17 protein-coding genes and 3 pseudogenes are annotated in these 22,359 nt (G+C 37.6%); 18 read left to right on the forward strand and 2 right to left on the reverse strand.

Annotated elements, in window-relative coordinates; all coding sequences use genetic code 11:
* Positions 1 to 11: 11 nt before the first annotated feature.
* Positions 12 to 572, reverse strand: coding sequence for a TetR/AcrR family transcriptional regulator (locus AT575_RS01270; protein ID WP_102776806.1), 561 nt, complete (start codon positions 570 to 572; stop codon positions 12 to 14).
* Between the two features lie 132 nt (positions 573 to 704).
* On the opposite strand from AT575_RS01270, the gene AT575_RS01275 reads away from it, so the two are divergent.
* Entirely contained in the window at positions 705 to 1,550 is an 846-nt protein-coding gene (locus tag AT575_RS01275) for a DegV family protein (RefSeq protein WP_102776807.1), read from the forward strand.
* Between the two features lie 153 nt (positions 1,551 to 1,703).
* On the opposite strand, the gene AT575_RS01280 is transcribed toward AT575_RS01275, so the two are convergent.
* Positions 1,704 to 2,396 carry a fibrinogen-binding protein gene (locus tag AT575_RS01280; protein WP_102776808.1) on the reverse strand — a complete coding sequence of 231 codons (693 nt, stop codon included), beginning with the start codon at positions 2,394 to 2,396 and terminating at the stop codon, positions 1,704 to 1,706.
* A 176-nt stretch (positions 2,397 to 2,572) separates the two neighbouring features.
* On the opposite strand from AT575_RS01280, the gene nagA reads away from it, so the two are divergent.
* From nagA to pbp2x, 17 genes and pseudogenes are all read left to right on the forward strand, one after another.
* Positions 2,573 to 3,721: an N-acetylglucosamine-6-phosphate deacetylase gene (nagA, locus tag AT575_RS01285; protein ID WP_102776809.1), complete on the forward strand. Its 1,149-nt coding sequence runs from the start codon at positions 2,573 to 2,575 to the stop codon at positions 3,719 to 3,721.
* A 140-nt stretch (positions 3,722 to 3,861) separates the two neighbouring features.
* A complete protein-coding gene (locus tag AT575_RS01290; protein ID WP_102776856.1) occupies positions 3,862 to 4,701 on the forward strand; it encodes an aldo/keto reductase in 840 nt (279 codons plus the stop codon).
* Positions 4,702 to 4,813: 112 nt separating this feature from the next.
* Positions 4,814 to 5,350 (forward strand): isoprenylcysteine carboxyl methyltransferase family protein, encoded by a 537-nt coding sequence (locus AT575_RS01295; protein WP_102776810.1) that lies wholly within the window; start codon positions 4,814 to 4,816, stop codon positions 5,348 to 5,350.
* Between the two features lie 653 nt (positions 5,351 to 6,003).
* Positions 6,004 to 6,920, forward strand: a pseudogene (gene glyQ / locus AT575_RS01300) (glycine--tRNA ligase subunit alpha).
* A complete protein-coding gene (glyS, locus tag AT575_RS01305) occupies positions 6,920 to 8,959 on the forward strand; it encodes a glycine--tRNA ligase subunit beta (RefSeq protein WP_102776811.1) in 2,040 nt (679 codons plus the stop codon). Before glyQ ends, glyS begins: the two are co-directional and overlap by 1 nt.
* Before the next feature lie 31 nt (positions 8,960 to 8,990).
* Positions 8,991 to 9,248 carry a DUF896 family protein gene (locus tag AT575_RS01310; RefSeq protein ID WP_102776812.1) on the forward strand — a complete coding sequence of 86 codons (258 nt, stop codon included), beginning with the start codon at positions 8,991 to 8,993 and terminating at the stop codon, positions 9,246 to 9,248.
* A gap of 129 nt (positions 9,249 to 9,377) precedes the next feature.
* Positions 9,378 to 10,883: a glycerol kinase GlpK gene (gene glpK / locus AT575_RS01315; protein WP_102776813.1), complete on the forward strand. Its 1,506-nt coding sequence runs from the start codon at positions 9,378 to 9,380 to the stop codon at positions 10,881 to 10,883.
* A gap of 144 nt (positions 10,884 to 11,027) precedes the next feature.
* On the forward strand, positions 11,028 to 11,672 hold the full coding sequence (gene fsa, locus AT575_RS01320) for a fructose-6-phosphate aldolase (RefSeq protein ID WP_102776814.1): 645 nt from the start codon (positions 11,028 to 11,030) through the stop codon (positions 11,670 to 11,672).
* Between the two features lie 160 nt (positions 11,673 to 11,832).
* Positions 11,833 to 13,817 (forward strand): annotated as a pseudogene (gene tkt / locus AT575_RS01325) (transketolase).
* Positions 13,818 to 13,964: 147 nt separating this feature from the next.
* On the forward strand, positions 13,965 to 14,216 hold the full coding sequence (locus AT575_RS01330) for a bacteriocin immunity protein (RefSeq protein WP_102776815.1): 252 nt from the start codon (positions 13,965 to 13,967) through the stop codon (positions 14,214 to 14,216).
* 20 nt (positions 14,217 to 14,236) lie between these two features.
* Positions 14,237 to 14,974, forward strand: a complete 738-nt coding sequence (locus AT575_RS01335) for an ABC transporter ATP-binding protein (protein WP_102776816.1) — start codon at positions 14,237 to 14,239, stop codon at positions 14,972 to 14,974.
* A pseudogene (locus AT575_RS01340) lies at positions 14,975 to 16,607 on the forward strand (ABC transporter permease).
* 71 nt (positions 16,608 to 16,678) lie between these two features.
* Complete coding sequence (gene proB / locus AT575_RS01345) at positions 16,679 to 17,491, forward strand: glutamate 5-kinase (RefSeq protein ID WP_102776817.1); 813 nt, start codon at positions 16,679 to 16,681, stop codon at positions 17,489 to 17,491.
* Position 17,492: 1 nt separating this feature from the next.
* Complete coding sequence (locus AT575_RS01350) at positions 17,493 to 18,743, forward strand: glutamate-5-semialdehyde dehydrogenase (protein WP_102776818.1); 1,251 nt, start codon at positions 17,493 to 17,495, stop codon at positions 18,741 to 18,743.
* A gap of 79 nt (positions 18,744 to 18,822) precedes the next feature.
* The gene (gene rsmH, locus AT575_RS01355; RefSeq protein ID WP_102776819.1) at positions 18,823 to 19,773 is read left to right on the forward strand and encodes a 16S rRNA (cytosine(1402)-N(4))-methyltransferase RsmH; all 951 of its coding nucleotides are present in this window, start codon (positions 18,823 to 18,825) and stop codon (positions 19,771 to 19,773) included.
* Positions 19,774 to 19,778: 5 nt separating this feature from the next.
* On the forward strand, positions 19,779 to 20,102 hold the full coding sequence (ftsL, locus tag AT575_RS01360; RefSeq protein ID WP_071793771.1) for a cell division protein FtsL: 324 nt from the start codon (positions 19,779 to 19,781) through the stop codon (positions 20,100 to 20,102).
* A 3-nt stretch (positions 20,103 to 20,105) separates the two neighbouring features.
* The gene (gene pbp2x / locus AT575_RS01365; RefSeq protein ID WP_102776820.1) at positions 20,106 to 22,358 is read left to right on the forward strand and encodes a penicillin-binding protein PBP2X; all 2,253 of its coding nucleotides are present in this window, start codon (positions 20,106 to 20,108) and stop codon (positions 22,356 to 22,358) included.
* The last annotated feature ends 1 nt before the right edge of the window (position 22,359 follow it).

Consider the following 22,359-nt stretch of genomic DNA (forward strand, 5'->3'; position numbering starts at 1 on the left):
AAGGCTAGTTTTTACTGAGATAAAAATGGAAGCCCCATGTCTGCCATTTCTTCGGCACTTTTTGGCATGCCATCTTTTATCCAGTCGACTAAAACTGAAACGATGGCATTACTCCAAAATAAGCGGGTGTAATGTGATTGATGATGTAATTTCCAGCGTTGATAGGCTTTTAGTCTTTTAGTGACTATCTGCGTAATTAAAAATTGGAGCTGATTTTTGAAAATCAGGCGTAATAATTGCTCTTCTTTTTTGGCTTCATTGAAGAGGTAGTACCAAGCTTGGTTAGCTTGGCTTGTCAAATCGAACAATTTTAATTCTTTAAAAATACGTCGTATAACCTGGTCAAGACGCTGTTTTAAGATATCTTCTTTTGACCGGTAATTGCGATAGAAGGCATTACGTGAAACACCAGCTTTAGCAACTAATTGAGAAATTGAAATTTGATCAAGGGGCTTATCTTCTAATAGCTCAATCAGGGCTGTTTCAATAGACTGGCGACAGAGGTCCCGCATTTCTTTATTAAATTGTCTTAAATTATTAAGCGATTTTTTTGAAATCCGTTTTTCAGTCATCACAAATCCCCTCAAAATGTTCCATCGGACTTTATTTTATAGCTTTTTCCTAGTCATTAATGATATAATTTTAGGAGAAATATACTGATTTGTCAAATGGATTGGATAAATTATCTTTGGAGGAGAATAGGAATGAAATGGAAAATTGTAGCAGATTCGGGGTGTGATTTATTAGAACTAAAATTATCATCTGAAATGCTTACTTATGAACGAGTACCTCTAACCTTACGTGTTGGTGATGAGGTCTATACAGATAGTCTTGACTTAGACGTAGACCAAATGATGACGGCCATGTATCAAACAAGTAAGGCTACAACATCTTCTTGTCCAAGCCCAGATGCCTTTTTCCAAGCCTATCATGGCGCTGAAAATGTTATTGCTATTACGATTACTGGAACCTTATCAGGAAGTCATAATAGTGCGCGTTTAGCAAAAGAAATGCTTTTAGAGGAAAATCCAAATGCAAATGTTCATGTCATTGATTCGCTTTCTGCCGGTGGAGAGATGGACTTGATTGTTTTGGAATTAGAGCGTTTAATTAATCAAGGTCTTGACTTTCAAGAAGTTGTTGATGCTATTACAAGCTACACTCAAAAATCAGGCTTATTATTTGTTCTTGCCAAGGTTGATAACCTTGTTAAAAACGGACGTCTTAATAAGTTAATTGGAACCGTAGTAGGCTTGTTAAATATTCGAATGGTTGGTTGTGCCAGTGATGAGGGTCGTCTAGAACTATTACAGAAAGCAAGAGGACAGAAGAAAGCCGTTCTTTCTGTAGTCGACGAACTAGAAAAAGCTGGCTATCAAGGTGGTAAAATCTTTATTGCTCAACGTAATAATGAAAAAATTTGCCAACAAATCACTGAAAAAGTCCAAGAAAAATTCCCTCAAGCAATTATTGAAACTTGTCCAACTTCAGGTTTATGTAGTTTCTACGCTGAAGAAGAAGGTATTCTTTTAGGATACGAAAAAGCATAAAAATAAAAGAGCTAGAACTTTGCTGTTCGAGCTCTTTTTGTATTAGATTTGTCTGAAACTAGCAATTTTTTCGAGATGTAAATTTGAAAGGTGTAAGTCAGTTAATAAAGTCATCAGAAAGACCGCTTTTCAATAAAAGCGGTTTTTTAATGATTAATTTGTTGTTGCTCCACCATCAGTACTACCACCAGCATTATCACTTGGGGTAGAAGGGATAGCCGTTCCAGGGTCACTTACTGCAGGTGGCGTTGTTGGCTCAACAGCAGGTGCTTGGGGAACATAAGCTTCAGCAGGTGCTTGTTCAGTATATGTTGCTCCTGCATCAGGGGTTACTGTTGCGGTGTCTGTTTGGGCTTCAGTCTCAGCAGTCTCAGCAGTTTCCTCAGGTAAAGTTATGGCATCAAGTCGACTTTGATAGTCAGCTTTTTTCTTTTCATCTTTAACTTTATCAATGGCTTTTTGAGCCGCTTCCTTTGTTTCTGCACTAGGATTTTTTTCGGCTTCTTCAAGTTTTTTCAAGGCTTCTTTTTCGATGGAAAGATTTTTTTTCAATTTATCAAGACGATCTTGTAAACTCAATTTCGTTTCTGACTTTTTAACTTTATCCAAAAGTTTTTGTGCAGTATCGATTGATTCACTACTTGGTTTTTCTTCAGCTAAGCGAACGGCTTCAATTGCTTTACTGAGATAATTTGTTTTCTTTACTTGGCTTGTTTGCTTTTGGTTGACATTAGACAAGGGTTTACCCATATAATTTCTAGCAAAGGTAAAATAAATGCCAGAAGCGACTACGATCATTAAAAGACTTAGGATGAGAAAAAGTCTTTCAGTTTTTACATGCTTCATGAAATCTCCTTTTATAAAAGTGCTACAGTAACCATTATACACTTATTAGAAGATAAATTAAAGATTTCTGAGCATTAAAATTGATAAAAATGAATAAGAAACCAAAAGTGGTATATACCATTTACAAAAGGAAAAATAAGGCGTATAATAGCAGTTAGTACAAAGGGAGGATTAGAATGACAAGTTATCTTAAAGCTGATTGTTTTTTTTTACCCAGATCAGTCAAAAAAGCCGGATATCTAAAAATTGAAGATGGTAAGTTTGGGCAATGGTCTGAGACAGAACCAAAAGGGGCAGATATCATTGATTACAGTGGTTATCAAATTGCTCCTGGACTAGTTGATACACATATTCATGGCTTTGCTGGTGCAGATGTTATGGACAATTCTGCTGAAGGTATTCACCGCATGAGTCAAGGACTTTTGTCAACTGGTGTAACCTCATTTTTACCAACAACATTGACCTCATCTTTTGAACAGTTAAAAAAAGTTTCTGCAACCATTGCTTCTGTGGCTAAGGATGTTAAAGGGGCAAAAATTCAGGGGATTTATTTTGAGGGGCCTTATTTTACGGAAGAATATAAAGGTGCTCAAAACCCAATTTACATGAAGAACCCCCGTCTTGATGAATTTGCTGCTTGGCAAAAAGCAGCAAATGGTCTGATTAAAAAAATTGCCCTGGCACCTGAACGTGAAGGTGTTGCAGAGTTTGTATCTACTTTGACAGAACAAGGTGTTACTGTGGCCCTCGGGCATTCTAACGGAACCTACGAGGAAGCTAAAAAAATCGTAGACGCAGGAGCAAGTGTCTGGGTTCATGCCTATAATGGTATGAGAGGCTTGACGCATCGAGAACCTGGAATGGTTGGTGCTGTTTATAATATTCCCGACACCTACGCTGAGTTGATTTGTGACGGACACCATGTTTCGCCTGTTGCCTGTGATATTTTGATGCAGCAAAAAGGTCATGATCATGTCGCTATGATTACGGATTGTATGCGAGCAGGTGGTTCACCGGATGGGGATTACTTGTTGGGTGAGTTTCCTGTTATCGTTGAAAACGGAACAGCGCGTTTGAAATCATCTGGTCATTTAGCTGGTTCCATTCTTAAGTTAAAAGACGGTATAAAAAATGTTGTTGCTTGGGGAATTGCAAGTCCAGAAGAAGCTATTCTAATGTCTTCTCTTGTTGCAGCTAAGTCAGTAGGAATTGATAATGTTTGCGGTCAAATTAAAGAAGATTATGCAGCTGATTTCATTGTTTTAGACAAAGATTTGGAATTAGTTGCAACATATTTGGATGGTAATAAAGTTTATCAAGCCTAATATCAAAAAAGGTTGAGATGTTGAACGTCTTAATCTTTTTCTTTTTGCCTCATACTTGATTATGTTAGAATAGAGATAGGACATTTGCATCCATTATAATGATTAATGTGATGCTTCGCTTTTTATAAGGAGGTAAAATGATGAACAAAGATTTAGTGATGAATAATGGTTTAACTATTCCAATTGTCGGTTTTGGTACCTTTAAAGCAGCAGATGGAGAAGAAGCTTATCAATCAACCTTAGTTGCAATTAAAGCTGGCTATCGTCATATTGACACTGCCGCTGTTTACAAAAATGAGGAAAGTGTTGGTCGAGCGATTAAAGACTCTGGCATTGCAAGGGATCAATTATTTGTCACCACTAAATTGTGGAATGATGCACATAGTTATGAGGGAGCTAAAGAAGCTTTAGCAGCATCACTAAAACGACTTGGTCTTGACTATATTGATTTGTACCTCATCCACTGGCCAAATCCCAAAGCTCTCCGTGATCGTTGGGAAGAAGCCAATGCTGAAGCATGGCGTTATATGGAAGAAGCTGTTGAAGCTGGTTTAATTAAAACCATCGGTGTCAGCAACTTTATGGTACACCATTTGGAAGCCTTAGCAAAAACAGCAAAAATTAAACCTGCAGTTAACCAAATCAGACTGGCACCAGGTTGTTACCAAACAGAAGTTGTCGACTATTGTAAAAAACATGATATTGTCATTGAAGCATGGAGCCCACTTGGACAAGGTGATATCTTTGAAAATGAAACCATGTTAGCTCTAGCTGAAAAGTATGGTAAGACGGTTGCCCAAGTTGCCCTTGCTTGGTCTGTATACCAAGGATTCCTTCCTTTACCTAAATCAGTTCATGAAGAACGTATCAAAGCAAATCTTGATTTCTTTGACATTGAACTCTCTGCTGAAGACGCAGAAAAAATTAAAAATATACAAGGTCTTACCCCTGTCCCTGATCCGGATACCAAAGATTTCTAATCGGTTTAAAAGCTTGGTTGACAAACCAGGCTTTTTCATATTGACAAGATTTTATCATTTAACTATAATCTTTTTATGTAAAAATTAATATAATTAGATTTAGAGGTTGAAAATGATTTTAGTCATTATGCTAGGAATGTTTATCATTCGTCTAGCTTTCTTGAAGTTATCCATTGAAAATGAAAAAGCAATAATAGCAAATGGTGGACGTGAATTCGGGAAACTCAATAGTCAGTTTCTGACTTTACTACATGTGATGATCTATGTATTTGCTAGTTTAGAGGCATTTTTAAAGAGGACAACATTTGATTTATGGAGTCTTTTAGGTTTAGTCTTAATGCTTTTTTCACTAGTAGTTCTCCATAAAGTAACTCAACTACTGAAAGGTATATGGACCGTAAAACTGATGATTGCCAACAATCACCAATATGTTGATCACTGGCTTTTTCGCTATATCAAGCACCCCAATTATTTTCTTAATATTTGCCCGGAATTAATTGGAATTGTTTTACTTTGTCACGCCAAAATTACAGCCTGGCTACTCTTTCCTTTTTATCTCTTAGTGATTAATATTCGCATTCATGAAGAGAACCGTCTGATTAAAGAAATTATTATACCAACGGGAAAGTTAGTCGATAGCAGGAGCTAGATTCTTCTTGCATATTTATTAGACAAAATAGTTGGTCTATGATACAATATGGCATAAGAAAGAATGCTTATAGAAATGAAATTAAAGCGAGTTCTAGGGTGGTGAAAGCTAGGCAGAAGTGATATAAGTTTGGCGCTTTCTTGGTTGAATCATTTGATTCACCTCAAAAATAATGATAAATGAAGTAATAAATTAGGGTGGAACCGCGTTTCGACGCCCCTATGTCTTTGACATAGGGGAGTGGAAGTGGTTCTTTTTGCTATCCCTAAAAGTTTAGACAAGGAATTAAATTGAAGGATTACAATGTCTAAAAAATTAACCTTTTCACCTGGCCAGTGGAAGTACCTTCGATTGTTTAACTGCCACACACTTAAGTCTATGGACTTAAGCTATGCCATGCACTAATTCACCCTTATCAGCATCATCAGCTAAAAAGGGCTCATGTCGCACTATTATTAATAAAAAAAATGGAGGAATATGATGTCTAAAAATTTAACCTTTCACCTGGCCAGTGGCAGTACTCCATTTATCTCAACTGCCACACGCTTAAGTCTATGGACTTAAGCTAGGCCATGCACTAGCTCGTCATCTCTAGCATTATCGGCTAGCGATGACTCCCGTCGCAAGAAACAACAAATCATCGGAGGATAAAAATGTCTAAAAAATTAACTTTTCAAGAAATTATTTTGACTTTACAACAATATTGGAATGATAAGGGTTGTATGTTAATGCAAGCCTACGATAACGAAAAGGGTGCTGGGACTATGAGTCCTTATACTTTTTTACGTGCTATTGGACCTGAGCCATGGAATGCGGCTTATGTTGAGCCTTCTCGTCGTCCTGCAGATGGTCGTTACGGTGAGAACCCTAACCGCCTTTATCAACACCACCAATTTCAAGTGGTTATGAAACCATCTCCTTCTAATATTCAAGAACTTTATTTGGAATCTCTTGAAAAATTAGGGATAAATCCTTTGGAACATGATATTCGATTCGTTGAGGATAACTGGGAAAACCCTTCTACTGGTTCTGCCGGTCTTGGTTGGGAAGTTTGGCTTGATGGTATGGAAATCACACAGTTTACGTATTTCCAACAAGTAGGTGGACTGGCGACTAGCCAGTTACTGCCGAAGTAACTTACGGCCTTGAACGTCTAGCTTCCTATATTCAAGAAGTCGATTCAGTTTATGATATCGAATGGGCTCCTGGCGTTAAGTATGGCGAAATTTTCCTTCAACCAGAATATGAGCATTCAAAATATTCATTTGAAATTTCTGACCAAGAGATGTTGCTTGAAAACTTTGAAAAATTCGAAAAAGAAGCAGCGCGTGCTCTTGAAGAAGGCTTAGTTCACCCTGCTTATGATTATGTTCTTAAATGTTCACATACCTTTAATTTGCTTGATGCCAGAGGTGCAGTATCAGTTACCGAACGGGCAGGCTACATTGCTCGAATCAGAAATCTAGCCCGTGTGGTCGCTAAAACATTTGTTGCTGAACGCCGTAAATTGGGTTACCCATTACTTGATGAGGTCCGTCGCGCAGAATTACTAAAGGAGGAAGCTGAATAATGGTCAAAACGTTATTAGTAGAATTAGGACTAGAAGAATTACCGGCTTATGTTGTAACAGCTAGTGAAGAACAATTAGGACAAAAAATCCAAGCTTTCTTAGAAGAAAACCGTTTGAGTTTTGATAGCATTCAAACCTTCTCAACCCCTCGTCGTTTAGCCTTCCGTGTTAAAGGACTTGCTGACCAACAAGAGGATTTAACAGTTGATTTCAAAGGACCTTCTAAAAAAATTGCCCTTGACGCTGATGGTAACTTCTCTAAAGCTGCTCAAGGTTTTGTACGAGGTAAAGGACTTACAACAGATGATATTACCTTTAGAGAAATTAAAGGTGAAGAATACGTCTACGTTACTAAACACGAAGAAGGAAAAAAAGCTGAGGAAGTTCTCTTGGCTATTCCTCAACTTCTAGCAAGCCTTACCTTCCCAGTATCAATGCATTGGGCAGAAAATAGCTTTGAATTTATTCGTCCAGTACACACCTTAACTGTTTTATTAGACGATCACTTGTTAGAAATGCCATTTTTAGATATTAAATCCGATCGCATTTCTCGTGGTCATCGTTTCCTAGGTCAAGAAACAAGTATTCAGAATGCAGACTCTTATGAAGCAGATTTAAGAGCACAAGCAGTTATTGCTGACCCGCAAGAACGTCAAGAAATGATTCTTAGTCAAATTAAAGACCTAGAAAGCAAGCATGGTATTCAAGTTGATATCGATGATAGCTTATTAAATGAAGTTCTCAACTTAGTTGAATATCCAACAGCCTTCATGGGCTCATTTGATGCCAAATACCTTTCAGTCCCAGAAGAAGTATTGGTAACGTCAATGAAAAATCACCAACGTTATTTTGTTGTTCGTGATCAAGCTGGTAAATTATTGCCAAACTTTATTTCCGTTCGTAATGGTAATGCAGAACATTTGGAAAATGTTATCAAAGGGAATGAAAAAGTTCTGGTTGCTCGTTTAGAAGATGGTGAATTCTTCTGGCGTGAAGACCAAAAATTACAAATCGCTGATCTTGTTGCTAAATTAGAACATGTGACCTTCCATGAAAAAATTGGTTCCCTAGCTGAACATATGGAAAGAACAGGTGTCATTGCTAAATACCTTGCTGAGAAAGCAGCATTAAGTTCAGAAGAAGCAAAAGCTGTTGAACGCGCTAGCCAAATTTACAAATTTGATCTACTAACAGGTATGGTTGGCGAGTTTGATGAACTGCAAGGATTAATGGGGGAAAAATACGCTCTCCTTGCTGGTGAGGATGCTGCTGTCGCAACTGCCATTCGGGAACATTATTTACCAAGCTCTGCTGATGGGCAACTGCCAGAGACAAAAGAAGGGGCTGTACTTGCTCTTGCTGATAAGTTGGATACTCTCTTATCATTCTTCTCAGTAGGTCTCATTCCAAGTGGTTCAAATGACCCTTATGCTCTTCGTCGTGCTACTCAAGGGATCGTCCGCATTCTAGAAGCTTTCGGATGGAATATTCCGATGGATGAGTTGATTGAGAATTGCTTCGCTCTAAGCTTTGATAGTTTGACATATGATAATCAAAGTCAAGTCATGGACTTCATTGCTGCGCGTGTCGAAAAAATGATGGGTAAAGCTATTCCTAAAGATATCAGAGATGCAGTCTTAGCAAGTTCAAACTTCCAAGTGCCAGAAATGTTAGCAACGGCAGAGGCTTTAGCAGAAGCATCTAAGACTAGCGACTATAAAACAGCAGTTGAGAACTTATCACGGGTCTTTAACCTAGCAGCTAAAGTAGAAGAAGTTAGTGCGATTAATCAAACCTTGTTTGAAAATCAAGAAGAAAAAGACTTGTATCAAGCTGTTTCGGAATTGACTTTATCAGGTTCAGCAAAAGATAAACTGGAACAACTCTTCGCCTTGACAGATAAGATTGTCGCTTTCTTTGACAATACCATGGTTATGGCTGAAGATCGGGCGCTTAAAAACAATCGTTTGGCTATATTAAGTGAGTTAATGACAAAAGCAAATACTGTTGCTCAATTTAATCTACTCAATACAAAATAATACTTAATCATAGAGAAAAGAGAGGTAGCTCATGGATCCTAAAAAGATTGAACGCATCAATGAACTAGCTAGAAAGAAAAAAACTGTTGGTTTAACAGGACCAGAAAAAGTTGAACAAGCTGAATTGCGTCAAGAATATATTGAAGGCTATCGTCGTTCTGTTCGTCATCATATCGAGGGAATCAAAATCGTAGATGAGGAAGGCAATGACCTGACTCCTGAAAAATTACGCCAAGTTCAGAGAGAAAAAGGTCTCCACGGCCGTTCTCTAGATGATCCTGAATCCTAATATGCAAACTGTCTTCCTAAAGGAAGACAGTTTTTTTATAAATCTTAAAATAATTACTATTTTTTATACATATATATAATTTTTGGTATAATAAGATAGAAAGAAACCGCTTACTTTTAGGAGGAACTTATGACAGAAGAAAAGTATATTATGGCAATCGACCAAGGAACAACAAGTTCTCGGGCCATCATCTTTAACAAACAAGGCCAACAAATGATTAGCAATCAGAAAGAGTTTCCTCAACTCTTCCCTCATGATGGGTGGGTTGAACATGATGCTAATCAGATTTGGAATTCTGTTCAATCAGTCATTGCTGGTGCTTTTATTGAGTCAGGCATTAAACCAGATCAAATCGAAGCCATTGGGATTACCAATCAAAGGGAAACAACTGTAGTTTGGGATAAAAAAACAGGATTGCCAATCTATCATGCCATTGTTTGGCAATCACGCCAAACAGCTGATTTAGCGGAAAAATTAAAAGCTGATGGATATACTAATCTTTTCCACGAAAAAACGGGACTCGTTATTGATGCTTACTTCTCAGCCACAAAAGTACGTTGGATTTTAGATCATGTTCCTGGAGCTCAAGAAAGAGCAGAACGAGGAGAACTCCTTTTTGGAACAATTGACACTTGGTTAGTTTGGAAGTTAACTGACGGAGCTGCTCATGTTACAGACTATTCAAATGCAGCTAGAACAATGCTATACAATATCAAAGAATTAAAATGGGATGATGAGATTTTAGCATTATTGAACATTCCTAAAGCAATGTTGCCTGAAGTGAAATCTAATTCTGAAATTTACGGTAAAACAGCAGCCTTTCATTTTTATGGTGGAGAGGTGCCAATTGCCGGTATGGCAGGTGACCAACAAGCAGCACTTTTTGGACAATTGGCTTTTGAACCAGGGATGGTAAAAAATACTTATGGTACAGGTTCATTTATTATTATGAATACCGGCCAAGAAGTCCGTATGTCACAAAACAACTTATTAACTACAATTGGTTATGGTATCAACGGAAAAGTCTATTATGCCTTAGAAGGGTCTATCTTTATTGCTGGATCGGCTATTCAGTGGTTACGTGATGGCATGCGGATGGTTGAAAAATCACCAGAATCAGAAGAGCTTGCATTAGCCTCACAAAGTGATGATGAAGTCTACGTAGTACCTGCCTTTACAGGATTGGGTGCGCCATACTGGGATTCAAATGCCCGTGGATCTGTTTTTGGATTAACCCGTGGAACCAGTAAAGAAGATTTCGTCAAAGCAACACTACAATCAATTGCTTATCAAGTTCGCGATGTTATTGATACCATGGATATGGACTCCGGTATTCCGATTCAAGAATTGCGGGTTGATGGCGGAGCAGCTATGAATAACTACTTGATGCAATTTCAAGCTGATATTTTAGGAATTACTATCGCTCGAGCTAAAAATTTAGAAACAACAGCCCTAGGTGCAGCCTTCCTAGCTGGTTTAGCAGTCGGCTACTGGGAAAACCTTGATTCTCTAAAAGCTTTGAATGCTATTGGAGAATCCTTCCAACCACAAATGGAAGTTGCCAAAAAAGAAAAACTTTATAAAGGTTGGAAAAAAGCTGTCCGTGCAACACAAGTTTTTGCACAAGAAGACTAAGTTTAAAGAGTGATTTTCATATCAGTTAAATGGCCTGTCTATTTTTGGCCATTTACTTGTGTAATTATTGGACTTTTGAGAGTCAAGTTCTTGTTTTATACTATATTTAGATACTATCTTAATTAATCATATCTGGAGGACAAAATGAAATTTTTCTTAGACACTGCTAACGTTGATGCGATTAAAGCCATTAATGAACTGGGTTTGGTTGATGGTGTTACCACTAATCCAACTATTATTTCTAAAGAAGGACGTGATTTTGAAACAGTCATCAAAGAAATTTGTGAGATTGTTGACGGTCCAATTTCTGCCGAAGTTACTGGTATAACAACTGAAGAAATGGTAACAGAAGCGCGTGAAATTGCTAAGTGGCATAAAAATATTGTCATCAAAATCCCAATGACAATGGATGGTTTAAAAGCGACTAATATCCTATCTAAAGAAGGCATTAAAACAAACGTAACACTGGTTTTCACTGTCTCTCAAGGTTTAATGGCAATGAAAGCAGGGGCAACTTATATCAGTCCATTTATCGGTCGTTTAGAAGATATTGGTTCTGACCCTTATCAACTGATTGAAGATTTACGTGAAATTATTGATATCTTCGGATATGAAACAGAAATTATTTCTGCCAGCATTCGTAATGCAGCTCACGTTGAAGCTGTTGCTAAGCTTGGCTCAGATATTGCAACAATTCCTGACGCTGTCTTTGCCAAAATGGTCAAACACCCATTGACAGACAATGGAATCGATCAATTTATGAAAGATTGGGCTTCCTTTAAAAAATAAGCCAATTGGAAACCTAGTAAGGACTCATGCTAGGTTTCTTTTTACTTATTACTTTTAGAATATGAAGAATTTCACGGAAAAATATGTGTGAAATATGATACAATAGAGAACGGAAAACGTTTTTAAAAATAGATGTTAGACACAGAAAGGCTTTTAACTTATGACATTCGATGCAGTTGACCAGTTGGCAGTAAACACCATTCGTACCTTATCAATGGATGCGATTCAAGCGGCTAATTCCGGACATCCAGGACTTCCAATGGGTGCAGCCCCAATGGCTTATGTTCTTTGGAACAAAGTGATGAACATTAACCCTAAAACAGGCCGTAACTGGACAAACCGTGATAGATTTATTTTATCTGCAGGACATGGTTCTGCAATGTTATACAGCTTATTACATTTAGCTGGTTATAATGTTAGTATTGATGACCTTAAAAACTTCCGTCAATGGGGTTCTAAAACACCAGGACATCCAGAAGTTAACCATACAGATGGGGTAGAAGCAACAACTGGTCCATTAGGGCAAGGGATTGCTAATGCAGTAGGTATGGCAATGGCTGAAGCGCACTTAGCCGCTAAATTTAACAAACCAGGATTTGACATCGTTGATCATTACACTTATGCCTTAAACGGTGATGGTGACTTAATGGAAGGTGTCAGCCAAGAAGCAGCTAGTTTAGCTGGTCATTTAAAACTTGGCAAACTGGTTCTCTTCTATGATTCAAATGATATTTCATTGGATGGACCAACATCAATGGCATTTACAGAATCTGTTAAAGGTCGTTTCGAAGCTTATGGATGGCAACACATTCTTGTTGAAGATGGCAATGATTTAGAAGCAATTGCTAAAGCAGTTGGAGAAGCAAAAGCTGAAAGTAACAAACCAACCATCATCGAAGTTAAAACCATTATTGGTTTCGGTGCAGAAAAACAAGGAACTTCAGCAGTTCACGGAGCACCTCTTGGAGCAGAAGGTATTGCCTTTGCTAAGAAAGCTTACCAATGGACAGCAGCAGATTTTGAAGTACCAAGTGAAGTAGCTAGCCGTTTTGCAGAAGAGCTTCAAGCACGTGGTGAAAAAGCTGAAAATGCTTGGAATGACTTGTTTGCTGCTTATGAAGCTGAATATCCAGAATTAGCGGCAGCTTACAAAAAAGCTTTTGCTAATGAAGCTATTTCAGTTGACTTGAAAGCTCATGAGTTAGGAACTTCTAAAGCTAGTCGTGTAACCAGCCAAGAAGCTATCCAACAAATTTCTGAGCAAGTAGCATCATTCTGGGGCGGTTCAGCCGACTTATCATGCTCAAATAACACCATGGTTAAAGCTGAAAAAGACTTCCAACCTGGTCAATATGAAGGCCGTAATATTTGGTTTGGTGTTCGTGAATTTGCCATGGCAGCAGCCATGAATGGTATTGCTTTACACGGCGGTACACGCGTTTACGGCGGAACTTTCTTCGTCTTCTCAAACTACCTATTACCAGCAGTTCGTATGGCTGCGCTCCAAAACTTACCAACAATGTATGTCATGACGCATGACTCTATTGCAGTTGGTGAAGATGGTCCAACACATGAACCAATTGAACAATTAGCAAGTGTGCGTTCAATGCCTAACCTCAACGTTATTCGTCCAGCAGACGGAAATGAAACTAATGCTGCCTGGAAACGTGCCTTGGCCGAAACAGATAAACCAACCATGTTAGTTCTTACACGCCAAAACTTACCAGCCTTGAAGGAACTGCAGACTTGGCAGAAGAAGGCTTAAACAAAGGGGCTTATATTCTATCAGATGCCAAAGGTGATTTAGACGGTATTATTATTGCAACAGGTTCTGAAGTGAAATTAGCATTAGATACCCAAGCAGCGCTAGCAGAAGAAGGAACTCACGTCCGCGTCGTGTCTATGCCATCCCAAAATATCTTTGATGCGCAAGATGCCGCTTATCAAGAATCCATCTTACCAGCAGCTGTAACCAAACGCTTAGCAATTGAAGCTGCATCAAGCTATGGTTGGGCTAAATATGTTGGCTTTGCAGGTAAAACATTGACCATCGACACATGGGGCGCATCAGCACCAGGAAATCGTATTTTTGAAGAATATGGATTCACCACTGAAAATGCTGTAAACCTCTATAAATCTTTGTAATATATTAGACAAAAGGTTCTACTCATAGAGTAGAGCCTTTTCATTTAGAAAAAATGATAAAAAGATGATAATTTCTTGACTTTAATGTCAAAATACTATACGATTAATGAAATAGTTGTATTAAGTTAAAGGTACAAAGAGGTTATTATGGAAAAGCAAAGACAAGATTTATATAATCAAATTATCAAAGCTTATGATTGCCCGGATATTCGGGAAAATAAGACAATGGCTCAGACCCTCTTAACAGCTTCAAACAAGTTGATTAAGAATCAAAATCCTATTGTGATAGCCAGTGAGTTAAACAATCAAGTTGATACCTATTTAATTCAAGATAACAAAGATTTACCAAAATCCCTCTATGCTTTAAAGGATGCTTTAAAAGTCTATATTGAAGTTTAGGTTTAAATAAAGGAGCAATCATGATTAGATTTGAACATGTTTCAAAATTATATGGCGAAAAAGAGGCCCTAAGTGACCTTAATTTAGAGATTAAAGATGGCGAAATTTTTGGCTTAATTGGTCATAATGGTGCGGGTAAGACAACAACAATTAGTATCTTAACTTCAATCATCGAAGCCAGTTATGGCCAGGTGACCGTCGATAATCAGCTGTTGTCTGAAAATCGCGATTTGATAAAAAAGAAAATTGGTTACGTCCCTGATTCACCAGATTTATTTTTAAATTTGACAGCTCGTGAATATTGGCAATTTTTAGCTAAAATTTATGGAGTTTCTGACCAAGCAACAGAAGAACGCATGCAGGCTTTAAGCCAACTCTTTGATATAGAAACGGAATTAGATAACACCATTGCTTCCTTTTCACATGGGATGCGACAAAAAGTGATTGTTATTGGTGCTTTAATTTCTGATCCGGACATTTGGATTCTGGACGAACCTTTGACTGGTTTAGACCCACAAGCTGCTTTTGATTTGAAAAAAATGATGCGGGAACATGCTGATTCTGGTAACATTGTCTTGTTTTCTACCCATGTCCTCTCTGTTGCGGAGCAACTTTGTGATCGCATTGGAATCCTTAAACAAGGAAAACTGATTTTTGTGGGGACTTTGGAGCAATTAAAGGCTGACTATCCGGATAAAGATTTAGAAACCATTTACTTGGAATTAGCAGGACGCCACACAAATGAGGAGGTCCTCTAAATGAAGTGGTCAACTATTTGGGAACTTACCAAAATTAATATTCTTTATTCAAATCCCCAAGCACTAACTGCTTTAAAGAAAAAGCAAGAGAAAAGACCAAAGAAACATTTTAGTGCGGCACAAGCAATGATTAAGCAACAAGCCTGATGGTTGTCATGTTTCTAATAATCTATGTTTTTATGTTTTTAGGAATTGATTTTAGCCGTTATCCTGGATACTTTTCTTTCTATATTGCTTTATTCTTTGTCATGTCGACTTTAACAGCTTTTACAGCTTTATACACAATCTTTTATGAGAGTAATGATGTGAAACTTTATGTTCATTTGCCCATTAAAGCTAGTGAACTTTATCTGGCCAAAGTCATTTCTTCATTAGGTATGGGTTCCATATTTTTAATGCCCCTCTTAACTTTATTTTTAATTGCATACTGGCAAATGCACGGTCCCTTAATAGCCATACCTTTGGCTTTAATAGCCTTTATCATCATTCTTTTCAGTTCTAATGTCATTGCCTTATATGTGAATGCTTGGATAGGAAAGATAATTGTCCGTTCACCTCATCGTAAATTGATTTCGACGATTTTACTATCTTTATCAAGTTTTGGAGCCATTGCTCTCGTTTTCTTTTTAAACTTCACTAATAGTAGTCGTATGGATCAGCAAGCGCAATTGGTTGACAGGATGCCTATTCCTTATTTTAGAGGATTTTATGATCTGGCTTTTGCCCCTTTGGGAATGAATGCAGTCTTTCACTTCTGGTTACCCTTAGCACTAATTGTTTTGATGGCTTATGGAATCGTCACTGGGATCATGCCCAAATACTATCAAGAAGCTTTGTATTCTAGTGAGCACAGCCATTCTCAAAAAAGCAAAATGAAAAAGACAGTTTCGGGTAAACCAAAAACTTTGAAACAGTTGATGGTCAAACATCATCTATCAACCTTACAAGATGCTACTTTGCTGATACAAACTTTCTTGATGCCCATGATTTTTGTGGTTAGTATGTTAGTGCCATTATTAAAGGCTAAAGAGGTATATCAGGTTTTTTAACAAATGACTATTTTGGTGTCGCTTTTCTGACTGGGATGGTTCTGGCAGTTATTGGGACAAGTAGCTCAACATTTGTCGGTGTTGGTCTGTCTTTAGAAAGAGAAAATTTCACTTACTTAAGAAGTCTGCCGATTCAGATTGGTGCTTTTATCAAAGAAAAATTTGAAATACTTATGCTTTTACAATTGTCGCTACCTTTAGTTGCTTATCTAATATTAGGTCTGTTTCTTGGTCTTAAGTGGATGATAATTCTATTCTTCCTCCTAGGATTTGTTCTTCAGGCAGTCATTCAAGGTCAATATATGTATATGCGTGATATCAAAAATTTGAGTCTAGATTGGCAAAACATCACTCAACTCTTTACTAGAGGGGGAAGTCAATGGTTGGTTTTTGCCTTTATATTTGGATCAGTTTTTCTTGGATTTCCTCTGATTGCAGGACTTGTTTTCTTATCAATTTTGACCAAACAAGCAATAATGATAAATACTTTCACCCTGATGATTTTACTTTTATTAATGGCTTTTGGACAATTTCTTCTTAAAAAACGTTTTTGGAATCAGTTGGACCAATTGCTTGCTAAGTAAAAATGTCAATTAACTAACAGATGAAGTCAGGAAAGGGTCCTTCGGGGCTCTTTTTATGCTATAATTTTCTTATGATGAAAAGACAATTTGAAAATGTAAAACGCATTGTCATTAAAATTGGAACCAGTTCATTGGTACAAAATAATGGCAAAATTAATTTAGAAAAAATCGATCAGCTAGCCTTTGTTATTGCTAGCCTTATGAACAATGGTAAAGAAGTTGTTCTCGTATCTTCTGGTGCCATGGGCTTTGGATTGGATATCTTAAAAATGGATAAACGCCCCAGCGACTTAGCTAAACAGCAAGCCGTGTCAAGTGTGGGACAAGTTGCCATGATGAGTCTCTACTCTCAAATTTTTTCCCACTACCAAAAAAACGTCTCTCAGATTCTCTTAACCCGTGATGTCGTCATTTTTCCAGAAAGTCTTTTAAATGTAACCAATGCTTTTGAAAGTCTCTTGACATTGGGGATTTTGCCAATCGTTAATGAAAATGACGCTGTTAGTGTGGATGAAATGGATCATGCCACTAAATTTGGTGATAATGACCGACTTTCAGCGGTAGTAGCAAAGATTACAAAGGCAGATTTATTAATCATGCTTTCAGATATAGATGGACTTTTTGATAAAAATCCAACTATTTATGAAGATGCCCAACTTCGCCATATTGTTACCGATATTACTGAAGAGATTATCCTTTCAGCCGGTGGTGCTGGCAGCAAGTTTGGCACAGGTGGGATGTTGAGTAAGGTGCAATCGGCTCAAATGGTTTTTGAGAATGGTGGCCAGATGGTGTTAATGAATGGACAAAACCCGCGGGATATTCTAAGATTGCTTGAAGGTAGAGAAATCGGTACCTGGTTTGTTCAAGAAAAGGGAGAGTAAGATGACAATAATTGATCAATTGGGGAGCCAAGCTAAAAAAGCTAGCTCAGAATTACTAAAATTATCAACTAGCCAAAAGAATAGCTTTTTAATGCGCTTAGCCAACGACTTGGTTGAACAGAGTGCAATAATTATGGCTGAAAACCAAAAAGATATGGCTAAGGCTAAAGAGCACGGAATTTCAGATATTATGCTGGATCGCCTTCTTTTAACTGAAGAACGCATTAAGGGAATTGCGGAAGGAGTTAGACAGGTAGCTGAATTACAAGATCCTATTGGTCAAGTTCTTAAGGGTTACACCAATTTAGATGGCTTAAAAATTCTTCAAAAAAGAGTTCCTCTTGGGGTGATTGCCATGATTTTCGAAAGCCGTCCTAATGTTGCTATTGATGCTTTTAGTTTGGCTTTTAAAACCAATAATGCCATCATTCTGAGAGGTGGTCGAGATGCCTTAAACTCTAATATGGCCTTAGTAAAGGTTGCAAGACAGAGTCTAGAAGCTATGGCAATCACACCTGACGCCATTCAATTATTGGAGGATCCTTCACACGACTTAGCTGAAGAATTGATGGCGGCTACTGCCTACGTAGATGTCTTGATTCCACGTGGTGGTGCTCGGCTTATTCAAACCGTTAAAGAAAAAGCGAAGGTGCCGGTCATTGAGACAGGGGTCGGCAATGTTCATATCTATGTAGATGCTTCGGCTGATTTGGAGATGGCGACTAATATAGTGATTAATGCCAAAACACAAAGGCCTAGTGTTTGCAATGCTGCTGAGAGTTTAGTTATTCACCGCGATGTTGCCAAAACTTTTATTCCACAATTGGAAGAAGAGATTTCAAAGGTGCACGCAGTTGAATTCCGTACTGAGGAAGAAGCTTTAGCTTTATTTAAAAATGCGACTCTTGCTAGTGAAGAAGATTTCGGCATGGAATTTTTGGACTATATTATGTCGGTTAAAATAGTTGATTCCTTAGAAGATGCAATTGACTGGATTAATCGTTATAGTAGTCATCACTCGGAAGCAATTATTACCAAAGATTTATCGGCAGCTGAATGTTTCCAAGATCAAGTTGATGCTGCAGCAGTTTATGTCAATGCTTCAACCCGCTTTACTGATGGTTTTGTTTTTGGACTTGGTGCCGAAATAGGGATTTCAACGCAAAAAATGCATGCAAGAGGACCAATGGGCTTAGAAGCTTTAACAAGTAGTAAATATTATATCAAAGGAAACGGCAATATTCGTCAATAGAATAGAGAAGGATAGGGACTCTTAGGACCTGTCTTTCTTTTTGTTTTCTAAATGTCTAAATTGTGTTAGAATTAAAGATATGACTAAAGAATTTCATCATGTCACTGTCCTCTTGCATGAAACAGTTGACATGCTCCAAATCAAACCTGACGGGGTTTATGTCGATGCAACACTAGGTGGTGCGGGACATTCAGCCTACCTTTTATCACAGTTAAATGAAGATGGACATTTGTATTGTTTTGATCAAGATCAAAAAGCAATTGATAATGCCCAGATTTTTTTGGAGCCCTTTATTAAGAGAGGGATGGTTACCTTTATTAAGAATAATTTCCGCTATCTCAAGGAAGAAATGGCTGCACATGGAGTGGAAACCATTGATGGCATTCTATATGATTTAGGTGTTTCAAGTCCTCAATTAGATGAAAGAGAACGCGGTTTTTCCTATCGTCAAGATGCGCCTTTGGATATGCGTATGGACTCTGATGCTTCCTTAACAGCTTATGAGGTTGTCAATGATTATAGTTTCAATGACTTAGTTCGTATCTTTTTCCGTTATGGTGAAGATAAATTTTCTAAGCAGATTGCTCGAAAAATAGAACAAGCAAGAGCGATTAAACCGATTGAAACAACAACAGAGCTAGCAGAAATTATTAAGTCAGCTAAACCAGCTAAGGAATTGAAGAAAAAAGGGCATCCAGCCAAGCAAATCTTTCAAGCCATTCGGATTGAAGTTAATGATGAATTAGGTGCGGCGGATGAGTCAATCCAAGCTGCAATGGATTTATTGGCAGTAGATGGTCGCATCTCAGTAATCACATTCCATTCTCTTGAAGACCGCTTGACAAAACAACTCTTTAAAGAAGCAAGTACTGTTGATATTCCAAAAGGAATTCCTATTATTCCTGAAGAAATGAAACCTAAATTTGAACTTGTTTCGCGGAAGCCTATTTTACCAAGTCAAGAAGAATTAGCTGAGAACAACCGTGCTCACTCAGCTAAATTACGGGTGGCCAGAAAAATTCGGATGTAAATGTTATGAATAATGAAAAAAGAACGCAAGCAGTAACCAGTGCTTTACAAAAGCAAATCAGAACTTTCTCCAGAATTGAGAAAGCTTTTTATAGTGCACTGATTATTACAGCAATTACCATGGCTGTTAGTATCATCTACTTGCAAAGTCGTAAATTACAATTGCAACAAGATATTACTACCTTAAATAGTCAAATTTCTGATAAGAAGACTGAATTAAACAATGCTAAACAGGAAGTTAATGAACTTTCACGTCGTGATCGCATTGTTGATATCGCTAAAAAAGCTGGTCTGTCCAATCGTACCGATAATATTAAGAAGGTTGACTAAGCTATGAAAAGACTACAAAAACTATTTTTAGATTACGTCATCCAAGGGCGAAAAACACCTGTAAAAAATCGTGAACATGTTGGTCAAAACATGATGATTTTGAGCATTTTCTTGTTTTTCGTTTTTATTATTAATTTTGTAATTATTATTGGAACTGACCGCAAATTTGGCGTTGATTTAAGTCAAGGTGCCAAACAAGTTTATCAAGAAACGGTTACCGTTCAGGCTAAGCGTGGGACTATCTATGACCGAAATGGCGTTGCTATAGCAGTAGACTCAACAACTTATAGTATTTATGCTGTCTTGGACAAGTCATTTGTCTCAGCGACAGGAGAAAAACTCTATGTTCAGCCTAAACAGTTTGACAAAGTTGCTGATATTTTGACAAAAGAATTAGGCATGAAAAAGAAAAATGTCCTAAGTCAGTTAAAACAAAAAGGTCTCTTCCAAGTTTCCTTTGGAACATCTGGATCAGGAATCTCTTTTAGTAAAATGACAACCATTAGAAAAGAGATGGAAAAGGCTGGAATCAAAGGGGTTGCTTTCTCTACAAGTCCAGGTCGGATGTATCCAAATGGAACTTTTGCTTCAGAATTAATTGGCTTAGCAGCTTTAACAGAAAATAAAGATGGTAGTAAGAGCCTAATTGGTAAGACAGGTTTGGAAGCTGCACTTAATGATATCCTTTCTGGTAAAGATGGAACCATTATCTATGAAAAAGATAAGAATGGTAATACACTTTTAGGAACAGGAAAAACGGTTAAGAAAGCTGTTGATGGAAAAGACGTCTATACAACTTTATCAGAACCAATTCAAACATTCTTAGAAACAAGAATGGATGCTTTTCAAAGTGAAACAAAAGGTGTCTTAGCCAGTGCTACCTTAGTTAATGCTAAAACTGGTGAAATTCTAGCAACCTCACAAAGACCGACATACAATGCAGATACCCTTGAAGGTTTAAATAATAAGAAGTACAATTGGAAGAGTGCCCTTTATCAGAATAACTTCGAACCAGGATCGACAATGAAGGTCATGACCCTGGCAGCTGCTATTGACAATGGTGTCTTCAAACCCAATGATGTCTATAGTAATGCAAATGGCATAAAAATAGCTGATGCAACTATCCAAGACTGGTCTATTAATGAAGGTATTTCGACTGGTCAATATATGACTTATGCCCAAGGTTTCTCCTATTCTAGTAATGTTGGGATGACTAAATTAGAACAAAAAATGGGTAATAAGACCTGGTTGGACTATTTAACTAAATTTAAGTTTGGTTATCCAACACGTTTTGGTACTGGTGATGAGGAATCGGGTATTTTCCCATCGGACAATATTGTTACTCAAGCCATGAGTGCTTTTGGACAAGGGATCAGTGTGACTCAAATTCAAATGTTAAGAGCATTTTTGGCAATCGCTAATAATGGTTCAATGCTAGAACCGCAATTCATCAACCAGATTTATGATCCAAATAGTGCGACCTATCGTACGGCTAAAAAAGAAGTTGTTGGGAAACCTGTTTCAAAGAAAGCAGCTAGTGAAACCCGTGAATATATGGTTAACGTAGGGACTGACCCAGTTTTTGGTACCTTATATTCACAATCAACTGGACCAATTATTAAAGTCGGAAGCATGCCAGTATCAGTTAAATCAGGAACAGCCCAAATTGCCAAAGAGGATGGTAGTGGCTATATTGAAGGTGGTAAAACCAATTATGTCTTCTCTGTAGTCGCAATGGTTCCTTCTGATAATCCAGATTTCATCATGTATGTGACTATCCAACAACCTGAACATTGGAGTGGTATGTTCTGGGCGGATGTTATTAATCCTGTTCTTGAAGAAGCTTATTTAATGCAAGATACATTATTAAAGCCAAGTCAGGAATCAGCAAATAAATCAACACCATATTATCTACCGGATTTTATTGGTCAAAAACCAGGACCGACAGCTGATGAATTACGTCGCAATTTAGTTCAACCAATCGTTCTCGGAAACGGTGACAAAATTGTTAAGATGTCAAAAGCTAAGAATACTAACTTACCTAATAATGAACAAATACTCTTATTAACAAGTCACTTAGAGTTAATGCCCGATATGCATGACTGGACCAAAGAAAATGTTAAAAAGTTTGCAAAATGGTCAGGTATTGAGGTACAATATAAAGGTTCGAAAAAAGGAAGAGTGATTAGCCAATCCATCGAACCTGGAGAATCACTTAAGAAAATATCAAAAATTAAAGTAAAACTAGGAGATTAAC

It is taken from the genome of Streptococcus penaeicida (assembly GCF_002887775.1).
Lineage (GTDB): Bacteria > Bacillota > Bacilli > Lactobacillales > Streptococcaceae > Streptococcus > Streptococcus penaeicida.

Coding starts and splice junctions, on each gene's coding strand:
- proB (WP_102776817.1), top strand. CDS start 16,679: ATGATGAAAAGACAATTTGAAAATGTAAAACGCATTGTCATTAAAATT.
- AT575_RS01290 (WP_102776856.1), top strand. CDS start 3,862: ATGAACAAAGATTTAGTGATGAATAATGGTTTAACTATTCCAATTGTC.
- AT575_RS01335 (WP_102776816.1), top strand. CDS start 14,237: ATGATTAGATTTGAACATGTTTCAAAATTATATGGCGAAAAAGAGGCC.
- AT575_RS01350 (WP_102776818.1), top strand. CDS start 17,493: ATGACAATAATTGATCAATTGGGGAGCCAAGCTAAAAAAGCTAGCTCA.
- glyS (WP_102776811.1), top strand. CDS start 6,920: ATGGTCAAAACGTTATTAGTAGAATTAGGACTAGAAGAATTACCGGCT.
- pbp2x (WP_102776820.1), top strand. CDS start 20,106: ATGAAAAGACTACAAAAACTATTTTTAGATTACGTCATCCAAGGGCGA.
- AT575_RS01295 (WP_102776810.1), top strand. CDS start 4,814: ATGATTTTAGTCATTATGCTAGGAATGTTTATCATTCGTCTAGCTTTC.
- AT575_RS01310 (WP_102776812.1), top strand. CDS start 8,991: ATGGATCCTAAAAAGATTGAACGCATCAATGAACTAGCTAGAAAGAAA.
- glpK (WP_102776813.1), top strand. CDS start 9,378: ATGACAGAAGAAAAGTATATTATGGCAATCGACCAAGGAACAACAAGT.
- AT575_RS01275 (WP_102776807.1), top strand. CDS start 705: ATGAAATGGAAAATTGTAGCAGATTCGGGGTGTGATTTATTAGAACTA.
- nagA (WP_102776809.1), top strand. CDS start 2,573: ATGACAAGTTATCTTAAAGCTGATTGTTTTTTTTTACCCAGATCAGTC.
- rsmH (WP_102776819.1), top strand. CDS start 18,823: ATGACTAAAGAATTTCATCATGTCACTGTCCTCTTGCATGAAACAGTT.
- AT575_RS01330 (WP_102776815.1), top strand. CDS start 13,965: ATGGAAAAGCAAAGACAAGATTTATATAATCAAATTATCAAAGCTTAT.
- fsa (WP_102776814.1), top strand. CDS start 11,028: ATGAAATTTTTCTTAGACACTGCTAACGTTGATGCGATTAAAGCCATT.
- ftsL (WP_071793771.1), top strand. CDS start 19,779: ATGAATAATGAAAAAAGAACGCAAGCAGTAACCAGTGCTTTACAAAAG.
- AT575_RS01270 (WP_102776806.1), bottom strand. CDS start 572: ATGACTGAAAAACGGATTTCAAAAAAATCGCTTAATAATTTAAGACAA.
- AT575_RS01280 (WP_102776808.1), bottom strand. CDS start 2,396: ATGAAGCATGTAAAAACTGAAAGACTTTTTCTCATCCTAAGTCTTTTA.